This is a genomic window from Anaerobacillus sp. ABR4_321 (assembly GCF_056158505.1).
This window is the reverse complement of the sequence record NZ_JBSWTK010000001.1, coordinates 1,906,523-1,918,153: the sequence shown is the minus strand read 5'-3', so window position 1 is coordinate 1,918,153 and position 11,631 is coordinate 1,906,523. Positions and strand designations below refer to the sequence as shown.

The window sequence follows — 11,631 nt, the reverse complement described above, 5'->3', positions numbered from 1 at the left end:
TGTCACTACAGAAAACTAATATACCAATCTATGATTTTTTCTGAGTAAAAATATGTGAGTAGAGCACCGAGCGCGATCGACGGACCGAACGGAATCGGCTGCTTTCGCTTCGCTTTACCCGTAGCGATAGCTCCAATTCCTAAAATCGTCCCAAATAAGGTAGAGAAAAAGAAAACGATCAACAGATCTTGATAACCAAAAACGAGTCCAAGTACGGCGAAAAGCTTAATGTCTCCGCCTCCCATCCCACCTTTACTCACGATGGCGATGAGGAGCAATAGACAAAAACCAAGCGCAGCGCCTACAAACGGACTGTACCATGGCGTCATCGGTACAAAAATTCGTGTCAGAATAAAGTAAGCGCCAAAGAAAAGCAGCACTTTATCAGGTATCAGCATGTATGTGAGATCCGAAACAAAGATGATGATTAAAAGTGATATGAGTCCATATGAGATAAGCAACTCTTTTGACCATCCCACTAGGAGCGGTGCGATCGTAAAAAGACATGCCGTTGTGAGTTCAACACCGGCATATAGTGGAGAAACCTTAGCTGAACAACCTCTGCATCTCCCTTTTTGTATAAGATAAGAAAAAACCGGTATTAACTCGATCGGTGTAAGCACGCGCTGACAAGATGGACATGACGAGCGAGGAGTAACGATCGAACGCTTCACAGGTATCCTTAGTCCCACAACATTAAAAAATGACCCCAGTACAAGGCCAACTATGAATAAATAACTATGTAATACGACCCCCATACGTTCCATCCTCTATCGAAATAGTTTATTAACTGTTAATGAATCGGTTCTAATAAGGAGATAACCCTCCGAGGGAGGGTTATCAAGATAAATTTATTAACCTCATTTATGGTGTACTTGTTGTGCTCTCAAGCGTAACACTATCTCTATCTAAATCGGAAACTGCTTCACTATCAATGTATGTCCCTGTTTCTCCAACTAATGTAACGGTATAAACTTGGGCATTTGAAGTTGAATCTACAGAATAAACTACTTTAGAGTCACTTTGTTTGTAAGCCCCCATATTTCCAGGAGACTCAGGAACTCCTTCTAGATATCCTTTAGTAATTAAAGTTTCCATAGTAAATGTCTTCGTTCCATCTCCATCTTGAGCAATTGCCATTCTTGCCGCACTTGCCATTTGCTCAGCATTCGCAATATGAGCATCTGTCTTAGAGTTATCGATCAAAGAACCAATCGCTGGAATTGCAATCGCAGCAATAATACCAAGAATAACGATAACAACTAAAAGCTCGATCAACGTTAAACCTTTTTCATTTTTTAAAAAGCGTTTTAACATCCAATTTCCCCCTAAAAATTATAATAATTATGTATAAGAACAATGATGTCTAAAACTAGTAAACTTCTTCTACCCCACATTGTTGTAGATCTCAAACATCGGAACGATGATAGACAGTACGATCACACCTACGATCGCTGCTAGAAACACAATCATCAGAGGTTCGATCAATGCTTTCAACCGATCTGTCGCGTTTTCTACCTCATCTTCATAAAAGTCTGCTACTTTGGCAAGCATCGCGTCTAGTGAACCTGATTCTTCTCCGATCGCAATCATTTGCGTTACGAGAGGCGGGAAGATCCAGTGCTGCTTGAACGGCTCTGTTAAGCGCTTCCCTTGTTCAAGCGATGTTCTAGATTCACGCAATACTCTGACCACCACCTCATTCCCTACAACTTTTTCCACAATCGAGATCGACTGCAGAATGGGGACCGAGCTCGAGAATAGCGAGCTTAATGTTCGCGTCATCTGCGCCATCGTCGCTTTCTGTAAAATCTTCCCGAATATCGGTGTTTTAAGTATAGCATAATCAAAATAATACTTACTAGATGGTTTGTTACGAATTATAGAAATAAATCCTAATATTAACAATATAACCAAAATTATCAACAACCAGAAAACTTGAACAAATTCACTGGCACCGAGTACTACTTTAGTAATGGCAGGCAATTCTCCTCCTAGATCGTTCAACATAGACGCAAATGAAGGAACGACTGAAGCTAACAAGAAAATGACTACTCCGACTGCTATCAAACCAACAATCACTGGATATGTCATTGCAGAAATAACCTTTTGCCTCGTCTTATGTTGCTTCTCATAATACACCGCAAGACGGTCCAACACGTTATCCAGACTTCCACTCACTTCTCCTGCATAGATCATGTTAATGAACATCGGCGGAAAAACTTTTTTGTGTTTTGCTGCAGATTGAGAGAATGGGTTTCCTCCCCTGAGCTCGATCTCCACGTCTTGAAGCGCGTGTTTTAACGCTTTACTCTCCGTTTGCTGAGCTAGTATACTTGTTGAGTCTACGATTGAAACCCCGGCTCGTAGCAAAGTTGCGAACTGACGCAGATAAACGACAAAATCCCTAAGCTTTACAGGATTGCCTATCGTGATGTCTTTCGCTAGAAGAGACGGCTCAACTTCTTGAATCTCCATCACCGCAATACCTTTATCTTTTAGCTGCAGAATGACGTCCCGTTTCGATGCTCCTGTTAAATTGCCTTTCTTTACTCTGCCGTTCATTGTTTTACCAACATATTGAAATTGGCTCATTGCCATTATTCCCCCTGTAAATAAGGATCAGCAGCTTCTTTTGATATCACACCGTTTTTGATCAGGGTTCTGATCGAACTCGATAACTCTACCATTCCTGTCGATTTGCTAGTTTGTAATACATTCGGAATTTGATAGACTTTGCTATCACGAATCAAGTTTGCGATCGCTGGATTGTTTACAAGCACTTCAAAAGCAGGCCTTCGTGATTTTTTATCAACTGTCGGAAACAACCGTTGAGAGATAATCCCGACGAGCACCGAAGCGAGCTGAATGCGAATCTGCGGCTGCTGGCTAGGAGGAAAGACGTCGATGATTCGATCCACCGTCGCGCCAGCGTTACTTGTATGAAGCGTACCAAACACAAGGTGACCCGTTTCTGCAGCTGTTACTGCTGTTTGAATTGTTTCAAGATCACGAAGCTCTCCTACAAGAACAACGTCAGGGTCCTGACGGAGCGCTGCCCGTAGGCCGCTTGCAAAACTTTTAACATCAGCCCCGATCTCCCGTTGATCAATGACACAGTTGCGATGCCTATGAAGGTATTCGATCGGATCTTCCAGAGTGATAACATGCTTTTGAACAGTGTGATTCAAAAAGTTAATCGCTGAAGCAAGTGTCGTTGACTTCCCTGACCCTGTAGGTCCAGTTACTAAGATCAACCCTTGAGGTTTAAGCGAGAGCTTCTTAATAATTTCTGGAGCATGGATGCTCTCTAGAGAAGGAATGACTGATGGAACGACACGAATGGCGAGACTGATGCTTGTCCTTTGATGGAAAGCATTGATCCTGAACCTCGAAACGCCTTTTAAACTATAAGAAAAATCTAAATCACCATTTTCTTTAAACGTTGCCCATTGATCTTTTGGTATCAAGAGCCTCGCCATCTCTTCAGTTGTGCTAGGCTCAAGCGGTTCACTTCCATAACGCTTCAAATCACCATGAATCCTTAGGATAGGAGGAACTCCGATCGTTAAGTGGACATCGGAGGCCCCTAACTTACATGCTGCCCGTAATAGCTTATCCATTTGCTCTTTCATACCATCACCTACTCTTTAAAAGCAACGCGTAGTATTTCTTCAGTTGTTGTTAACCCTTGCTTCACTTTTAATAATCCATCGTCGATCAAAAATATTGTTCCTTTCTTAATCGCATATTGACGAATACTGCTCATGTCTTCATTGTTCATGATTTTCTTACGGATGATATCATCCATCACGAGCACCTCTTGAAGAGCGATCCTTCCTTTGTAACCGGTCATATTACAGTTTCCGCAGCCCTGTCCACGGGATATTTCTGAGATTGTGATGCCTCTTTTTCTGAATATCTCTTTCTCTCGCTCAGTTGCTGCTTCACGTTGAAGACAGTCTTTACATACACGTCGAACGAGACGCTGTGAAACGATTCCAGAGAGAGAAGCAGCTACAAGGAACGGCTCGACACCCATATCGATCAATCTTGCAATCGTTGCGATCGAATCGTTCGTATGAAGCGTGCTCAAGACGAGGTGACCAGTAAGCGATGCTCGAACGGAGATTTCAGCCGTTTCAGCATCTCTAATTTCGCCGACCATCACGATGTCAGGGTCTTGCCTCAAGATCGACCTCAGTCCTTTAGCAAACGTCAGCCCAACGGCACCGTTCACTTGAACCTGATTAATTCCTTCTAACCGATATTCGACCGGATCTTCCACAGTGATGATGTTCGTCTCTTCCTGATTCAAATGGTTTAACGTTGCATATAGTGTCGATGATTTACCTGAACCAGTAGGGCCTGTGATTAAGATAATGCCATTTGGTTGCTCGATCATCTTTCGAAACCGCTTTTCGTTAATCGGATGAAAATCTAGCTTCCCCAATTGATTTAACGTACTACTCATATCAAGAACACGTAGAACGATCTTTTCTCCATAAACGGTTGGCAATGTGGATACACGGAGGTCGATCGGTTTATGGTTGATGTTGATTTTGATACGACCGTCCTGTGGCACTCTTGATTCCGTAATGTTGAGGTTTGCAATGATCTTTACCCTGGCAGTAAGAACATTTTGCATATGCTTTGGAAGGCTTCTTTCGGTTCGGAGGTGACCATCCACTCGATAGCGAATGAGCAATTTTGTTTCCTGTGGATCGAAGTGAATATCGCTTGCTCTATTTTGTACTGCGAACTGGATGATTTGATTTACTAGACGTACGACTGGAGAATCTTCGTCAGTTATTTGATCTTCTTCTCGTTCAGCTCGAGGCAAGTCACTCAACAATTCATCCATCGAGTCATCGATCTCATAATATTTGCTTATCGCTCGGTTGATATCGTCTTTTGTTGCGATCGTTCGCTCAATCAAAAAGCCTGTAGAAAGTCTAAGATCGTCTACCGCGAAGAAATCCATCGGATCAGTCATCGCCACATACAGTTTATCGTCTTCAATTTTTAGTGGGATAAGGTTATATTTCTTAACGATATCCTTTGGAACGATATCGATCACATTTGCTTCGATCGGATAATTGTATAAACTCACGTGTGGGACGCCAAGTTGAAGCTCGAGCACCTCGATGAGCTGCTGCTCTGTAAGGATTCCCTGTTCAATGAGTGCGTCACCTAGTTTCATACCTTTAGGCTTTTGAGAGAGAACCTCATCGACCTTCTCTCTCGTGATGAAGCGGGAATCAACAAGGAGATCACCTAGTCTTTTCTTTGTTTGTCTCATCAATCTCCCTCCCTCTTGTATTCTAATCCCTTAATTACTTCACCCTTTTCTTCATCCTCCTCTCCACTATTTTCTCCTGATGAACCATTGGTATCCGATGACTCTGAACCGCTATCACTTCCACCATCATTTCCACTACTCGGTTCACCGCTCGGCTCCCCATTACTAGGCTCGCCACTTCCGTCCTGATCTCCACTATCAGAAGGGTCAGTGCCAGAAGGCGTAGGAGGTTCAGGATATGCTCTGTTCTCAACTCGATGGACAGGAGGATAAAAATCTTCCAGTATCTTTTCTGATTTGATAACGCGATCATCCTGATCAAGCGTTTCTCGATACGTTTTAATTAAGAGACCATCTTCTCCTTCTTCAACGATCGTTTTATTATTGCCACTTAAAGAAGCAGAGTATTGTATGATCGTATCAGGTGATAGAATGTCTTCTTCCACTTTTGGTCTAAACTGCAGTGGAAACGTAGGACCAGTTAATGTTGCGATCAGCGTATCTGTTTCCCAATCGAACCGAAGCGTGTAGCTTGTTGGATTAGGGTTATAAAAAACAAGATCTCGATTCGATACATTCACAGCCGCATTCATGCCTGGTTTCCCGTAGGTAGGAATGTCGAGAGTCGTATGCCTTTCTAGGACTTCAAAATTCGTATGAAGGATAACTTCAAAAATTGCTGAAGCAAACAGGTTGAGACTTTCAGTTGCTTTATCCGTCACACCTACATTCGCTAACACTTGTTGTACTGAAAAGTTTTCTTCAGGTTTTATCGTCACTGAGCCAATATCTTCTACGATATTTGGAACAAGAATTAATTCAGATGTGCCTTTAACCTCACTTCGGAAAATTTCCTCAACCTCACTCGTTACTGAATAAAAGTTCGATAGATCGATCGGAATGTCATCACTTTCAAGTGTAGATGCATAGCCAATCAGCACTTCCGTCAGCAGTTCCATACTAAAATCCGCGGGATCTACTGCAAGCTCTTCCATCTTGGATTGTAGCAACTCTTGATTGATAGAGACGTAAAGGGGTACATCACTAGATTCCGTTTGAGCAACCTCTTGTACGGTCTGATCGATTTGAAAATCCCAAATATCTCCTGTAAGTGAAACTGATTGGTCGTCATAGCGTAAAGAGAGTAATTGAGATGCTTTCCAATCCTCTGTCAATTCGGTCAATTTTGCACTTGCTTCTTGTGGTTCTAGTCCTGATACTGACACACTACCGATCAATGCGTTCGGTGGTAACGTATCTTCTCCTAAGGCTGCGTCATACGTATACGAGCCTAACAATGAAAATGACGTAACAAATAGAGTTGAAAAGACGATTAGACCGGCAGTTTTTATCAAACCCTTCTTTGTTTCAGAACTCATTTACTTCGCCCCTCTATCCTGATACATGCATCGACATTTCCACCACAACACCTACACCTGTTTCCTGCGCTTTTTCAATTTCCCCTCTCGAAAGAATGCTGCCTTCTTCAAACAAGAGTTCACCTGAAGGAGTATAGATATCTTTCAGCAGCTTCTTTCCTTCAAGAATTGCGATTTGCTTTTCTTTAAAGCCGTTGTCTTCTGCAGTAGGTAGCTGTTCCTTCTCTCTTGGAAGCTCTTCTTTAGGTTGCGCTGAATGATCCTCAGGTGGGTCCGTCTTCTTCCCGTCGAGTAGTTCTTCAGGCTCTTTCACAATATGATCGATCGCCTCTTCTGCAACGATCACAAGATCTTTTCCTAACGTAATCACGTGCTCTGTTGACAAAAACTGTTCTGAATCGTTTGAATTGAACTGAAGACTCACGATTCTCCCTGTATTGTCATCTAACAAATACTCGCTAACTTCGCCGTGGAACTGACCCTTCCTATTGATGATCTTCGTTCCAATAATACTGATTTTTTTCTTAACTAGTTCGTTTGCGATTGGTATTTCAGACAGATCAAAAATCGACTTCTCTTCTTCGATCATAACTGCGTACTCTCCAACTCCAATCACTTTGCGGAAAGGTACAGCTTTAACACTAACGTCCCAGTCTGGGTGGTCAACTGTTAAGAAATCGATTGATTTATCAGCCGCATTTACGACGAGAGATTTAACATGCCCGATTTCCGAGCCACTTTCGATACTAATGATTGGGAGTCCTACGATTTGATTGCTTTTCTTCATCCTTCATCACACACCTGTTTCATTTTTGTTTGTATAACGATTGTAAGTAATTGATTTCTTCAAGCAAGAGTGGGTATTCACATCGTTGCTTCATATCATCTAAAAGCTTATTTAGTTTCATCCATTCGTTTTCTTCAATAAGAAAATCTCTATATTCTGCCGCGACAGCAAAATAGATATCATCTGTTAAATGTGAACTTAGAAGCTGTTCCGTTACATCGATATAGCCCTCTTTGTTTCCGCTGTCTTTTAGAAATCTCGCTTGCTCTCGTAATATTGTTACGATTTGCCCAGCAATTTCTTCAGAAGGGTCTTCGGCCACTTCAGCCACAGTATCAGCTTCTTCAAAACCATTTACTGAATCCTCGTAGTCTAGAATGCTTTCTTCTTCAGCATGAACATGTTCAATTGCTTCGTCTAAAGGCTCTTCATCGCCTTCAAACGTCTCTGTATTTAATGTCTCTTGAAAGTCATCGACCGGAGAGTCTTGCACGTTATCATCTTCTCCAACATGCTCTTCCTTTGTATCAAATTCTAAGAGAGGTGCTCTATCTGAAACTTCAGAATAATCACCGGAAGCTTCCTCTTCTGATTCACCTTGCAACCTTTCAGTTGTCGACTCATTCTCCTCAATGTCTAATGTTGATTCGAGTCTAAGAGAGAAATCGATCCCTTCAATCTCTTCTTCATCCTCGTCGTTTTCTACTTCTTCACCATCCATAAGTACATGTGATTCATCTTCTATGTCTTTCAATGGTTCTTTGTCTGCAGAGCGTGCCTCATCGTCTGCAAAACTTTCTTCTGCTTCAAAGTCCTGCCATGCATCAGTTTCTAATTCTAATTCACGATCCACAATATTAGAGCGATCTAAGCTTTCTTCCTCTAATAATTCACTCTCTTCTAGTACATGCTCTGATTCAGCACCTTCTAATTCCTCAGGGTCTTCAGATGTAGCAAAATCGATTTCTTCTAGAAAAAGGTCATCACTTTGTTTATCGACAACTTCTGACTCACCGTTTACTGGCTCTGTATCAGAATCTTTCTCTTCTACTACATCCAAGCGGCTATAGTAGTCTTCTAATACTTCTTTATTTCCACCTGAAGAGATCAACAGATGATGCGCTTTCTTCCATAAGCCATACATGATGACCATCGCTACAAGAATAACTAGTAATATTGCAATTGGAAGTGGATAAATCGATTTAAACACAAGTAAAAGTAGGCTTAATAGCGAGCCCATTCCCGCAACAACGTATCGTTGCGTACGAGTGATTCCAAGTGGTGTAACCATCAAAAGTAGTAAAAGCAAGCCTCCCCCAACTAAAGCCAACAAATAATCCACTGGCTCACCTCCTAAAAATAAAAATATTATCAAAATCTAACATTAAAAAGAAATTTATGTAGTTTATTGTATAATAGTATTAAAGAATTGGAAACATTACTCTGATTAATTAATCATTTCTTTTATTGGGGGTTTTTGGAAATTGTTCAAAAACGATAACGGATTTACGTTAATAGAAGTTTTGGTTTCTCTTACATTGTTAACATCTGTCGTACTAGTTGCTTCGTCTTTTTTTAACCAATCGAACACCATTTCCTCCTATAACAATCAAAAACTAGTAGCTGTAAATCTTGCACGAGCTACACTCGAAAGAATTCAGCTATCCCCCGACACATACATAACTGATGGGCTAGCGGGTGGTCCTTATAATTATAAAAAGTGTATAAACCGTTCAAAACCATCGTGTGAAAACTATCAAGTTAAGATAAATAACCATGAATATGCGATTAATGTTTCTGTTTCACAGGATAAAAATGAACAAGAAATAGATTTAGTTGACGTCCGCGTCGATGTTACGTTGGTTAAGAAGCCAACGATTGAAACTTCAGTAGAAGGGTACGTTAAACATGCTGCGATATCTCCGAAACACTAAAGGACTAACTCTCCCAGAAGTTCTCATCACACTCGTTCTTGTATCCATCGTTTCGTTAGCAATTTATGCTTTTTTGTTTAATGGCCTTCATTCATATCAAAAGATCAGTGCCGAAGCCGCATTCCGAGATGAAGCAGATGTCGTGATGACTTCATTCATCAATACGCTCTACCCAATAAAAGAAAATGAAATTACATCAAGAAACTTTGATTCAGATAAAGATACGTATCTCCTTACGATCAACAAATCCACTACGATAGGTTTTAAGAATGGGAACGCGTTATTGAACGGAACTGCTTTAAACGGTTCTTCGTTTGATCTAGCTGGATCCTCTATTGAAGAAACCTCTTCAGGTAATTTCCAAATCAGGATTACGATTAAAGATAAAACAACTGATCATGCAAAACCATTAACGCTCATAAGCGAAATAGGTCTTATTACGGAGGGTGCAGATGAACCTTAAACAATTGTCAGAAGAACGTGGGTCAAGTCTTGTCCTAGTATTACTCGTCACATTGATTTTCACTGTTCTCGGTTTATCTCTACTTAGTGCAACTGTAAGCGGAACAAAACGGACTGAACTTCGGGAAGACGATGTACAGGCAACGTTCGTAGCAGAGAAAGGAGTCGACGAACTCGTTCAATCAATACAAGCTGATTTGAGAAAAGGTCTCGGAAATAATGGCCTTCAAAAAGACGACTTTACTAGATTGATTGATCGCACCGTAAATAATTACAAGGCCCCTACCTTATTAACTCACGACACGGGTGAATCCTCAGCGAAAATTATTAATGTATCTACTACGTCAAACACATTAAGACGACTCATCGAAGTCGAAAGCATCGGTACAGTAAATAATGAAGTCAAAACCGTCACGAAATCATTAGAAATTGGCCCTGACTCGTTTCCAGAAGTTCTTAAGTACGCAATCGGAGCTTATCAGCTTTGTCCAAAAGACCCGAGCTGTGATGTGAAAGGGGAAGGAAACCTGTTTTTGCATGGAGCGGTAGACATTAAAGGAGATTTACTCGTGGACGGCGATCTCGTCACAACGGATCAAGGGGTTGCGATCTATGGGAGTAAAGATTATTGGATCGATACATTCCTACCTACGATCAAGAGTGTTGCAGGCCCTCCCCAAAAAGCGAAGATGGTTTTAGGTGGCTCGATTTATAACTTCATAAACGAACCCCAATATAAAAACCATATTAAAAGAATGAACTTTAACGATAGTAAATATCTAGAAGTTGCAGCTAACAAAGCATTTTTAGGAGACGATTATCCTCTGATCGAGCAGCGTGAGCCTGTTCGAGATCCGATCGATATAGATGAGAGACAAAGCACGTTTAAATATAGCTTACAAGATCAACTTATTAACGGAGAATCTGTTACTAAAATAGCCTATACGGAATTTGATGACGATGCAGCATATATTCAAAATCAGAACTTTCCAAGCGAAAATATTTATCCATATTTTATTTCTAATCGAAAGCAAAAAGATTTCGAACGTATTTATTTATCCAATAACAATACTTTTAAAAGGTTTAGCACTATTGGGGACCTATACTTAACAGGCAATACAACTTCTTATAGCTCTACCTCTATTAGGAATGGTGCCTATATTGGAGAGGATTTCACAATTGGCAACTACGAGTCCACTCGAGGAGAAGATAAACATAAGTTAAGAATTAGCGGAACCTATTTCGTAGAGGAAAATTTATATATTGAGAATGCTGAAGTAGAATTTAATGCGATTATCTATGTGAAAGGTGATGTAAACATTCAGTATTCAACTTTAAAAGCGTTAAAAGAAAACGGAAATGACGGCTCCCTCATTGTTTTTGCAGAAGGAGATATCCATATAAGCAATAACTCCGTTTTCGAAGATACACCGAGTTACATTCGTGGTTTCTTCTACTCAGAAGGTGAATTCGAAATGTTTGGTGTAGGATCTAACGTTCATATTGACGGGGGAATCTCAGCAAGAAGGATTGTACTAAATGCAATTAAAGGTAAGTCTAGAGATTCATTTCCATTCAGCTGGCAATATGTAAAATATGGAGATGATTATTATCAGCTTCCCATCTACCAACAAAACCAGCCTTCAAGACTTCAAATCTCATATAACCCTGATATCATTAAAACCTACTCAGACTTAAAGACGGAGGAACCGTATATCAAAGTTGTGAATGAACCAGTACCTATCGATCGTTCCAAAGACTGATAAG

General features: G+C 40.8%; 11 protein-coding genes. 3 read left to right on the top strand and 8 right to left on the bottom strand.

Going from position 1 to position 11,631, the window contains the following annotated elements; genetic code table 11:
* Positions 1–5 precede the first annotated feature (5 nt).
* From ACXADT_RS09805 to ACXADT_RS09770, 8 genes are all read right to left on the bottom strand, one after another.
* Entirely contained in the window at positions 6–758 is a 753-nt protein-coding gene (locus tag ACXADT_RS09805; protein ID WP_474834456.1) for a prepilin peptidase, read from the bottom strand.
* A 106-nt stretch (positions 759–864) separates the two neighbouring features.
* On the bottom strand, positions 865–1,317 hold the full coding sequence (locus ACXADT_RS09800; protein WP_270179458.1) for a prepilin-type N-terminal cleavage/methylation domain-containing protein: 453 nt from the start codon (positions 1,315–1,317) through the stop codon (positions 865–867).
* 69 nt (positions 1,318–1,386) lie between these two features.
* Entirely contained in the window at positions 1,387–2,595 is a 1,209-nt protein-coding gene (locus ACXADT_RS09795; RefSeq protein ID WP_474834454.1) for a type II secretion system F family protein, read from the bottom strand.
* Positions 2,596–2,600: 5 nt separating this feature from the next.
* On the bottom strand, positions 2,601–3,635 hold the full coding sequence (locus ACXADT_RS09790; protein WP_474834452.1) for a type IV pilus twitching motility protein PilT: 1,035 nt from the start codon (positions 3,633–3,635) through the stop codon (positions 2,601–2,603).
* An 8-nt stretch (positions 3,636–3,643) separates the two neighbouring features.
* Positions 3,644–5,302 carry a GspE/PulE family protein gene (locus ACXADT_RS09785; protein WP_474834450.1) on the bottom strand — a complete coding sequence of 553 codons (1,659 nt, stop codon included), beginning with the start codon at positions 5,300–5,302 and terminating at the stop codon, positions 3,644–3,646.
* Entirely contained in the window at positions 5,302–6,681 is a 1,380-nt protein-coding gene (locus tag ACXADT_RS09780; protein ID WP_474834448.1) for a VanW family protein, read from the bottom strand. Before ACXADT_RS09780 ends, ACXADT_RS09785 begins: the two co-directional genes overlap by 1 nt.
* A 13-nt stretch (positions 6,682–6,694) precedes the next feature.
* Positions 6,695–7,468: a PRC-barrel domain-containing protein gene (locus ACXADT_RS09775; RefSeq protein ID WP_270179463.1), complete on the bottom strand. Its 774-nt coding sequence runs from the start codon at positions 7,466–7,468 to the stop codon at positions 6,695–6,697.
* Positions 7,469–7,487: 19 nt separating this feature from the next.
* Positions 7,488–8,810 (bottom strand): hypothetical protein, encoded by a 1,323-nt coding sequence (locus ACXADT_RS09770; protein WP_474834446.1) that lies wholly within the window; start codon positions 8,808–8,810, stop codon positions 7,488–7,490.
* Between the two features lie 142 nt (positions 8,811–8,952).
* Here ACXADT_RS09770 and ACXADT_RS09765 point away from each other — a divergent pair, with 142 nt between their 5' ends.
* The 3 genes from ACXADT_RS09765 to ACXADT_RS09755 are packed head-to-tail and all read left to right on the top strand — an operon-like array spanning position 8,953 to position 11,627.
* The gene (locus ACXADT_RS09765) at positions 8,953–9,402 is read left to right on the top strand and encodes a type IV pilus modification PilV family protein (RefSeq protein ID WP_474834444.1); all 450 of its coding nucleotides are present in this window, start codon (positions 8,953–8,955) and stop codon (positions 9,400–9,402) included.
* Entirely contained in the window at positions 9,377–9,865 is a 489-nt protein-coding gene (locus ACXADT_RS09760) for a prepilin-type N-terminal cleavage/methylation domain-containing protein (protein WP_270179466.1), read from the top strand. Before ACXADT_RS09765 ends, ACXADT_RS09760 begins: the two co-directional genes overlap by 26 nt.
* The gene (locus tag ACXADT_RS09755; protein ID WP_474834442.1) at positions 9,855–11,627 is read left to right on the top strand and encodes a hypothetical protein; all 1,773 of its coding nucleotides are present in this window, start codon (positions 9,855–9,857) and stop codon (positions 11,625–11,627) included. The genes ACXADT_RS09760 and ACXADT_RS09755 overlap by 11 nt, the downstream gene beginning before the upstream one ends.
* Positions 11,628–11,631: the final 4 nt, after the last annotated feature.

Bases quoted from the DNA above. Each gene is read 5' to 3' on its own strand.
- ACXADT_RS09805 (WP_474834456.1), bottom strand. From the start codon at position 758: ATGGGGGTCGTATTACATAGTTATTTATTCATAGTTGGCCTTGTACTG.
- ACXADT_RS09800 (WP_270179458.1), bottom strand. From the start codon at position 1,317: ATGTTAAAACGCTTTTTAAAAAATGAAAAAGGTTTAACGTTGATCGAG.
- ACXADT_RS09795 (WP_474834454.1), bottom strand. From the start codon at position 2,595: ATGAGCCAATTTCAATATGTTGGTAAAACAATGAACGGCAGAGTAAAG.
- ACXADT_RS09790 (WP_474834452.1), bottom strand. From the start codon at position 3,635: ATGAAAGAGCAAATGGATAAGCTATTACGGGCAGCATGTAAGTTAGGG.
- ACXADT_RS09785 (WP_474834450.1), bottom strand. From the start codon at position 5,302: ATGAGACAAACAAAGAAAAGACTAGGTGATCTCCTTGTTGATTCCCGC.
- ACXADT_RS09780 (WP_474834448.1), bottom strand. From the start codon at position 6,681: ATGAGTTCTGAAACAAAGAAGGGTTTGATAAAAACTGCCGGTCTAATC.
- ACXADT_RS09775 (WP_270179463.1), bottom strand. From the start codon at position 7,468: ATGAAGAAAAGCAATCAAATCGTAGGACTCCCAATCATTAGTATCGAA.
- ACXADT_RS09760 (WP_270179466.1), top strand. From the start codon at position 9,377: ATGCTGCGATATCTCCGAAACACTAAAGGACTAACTCTCCCAGAAGTT.
- ACXADT_RS09755 (WP_474834442.1), top strand. From the start codon at position 9,855: ATGAACCTTAAACAATTGTCAGAAGAACGTGGGTCAAGTCTTGTCCTA.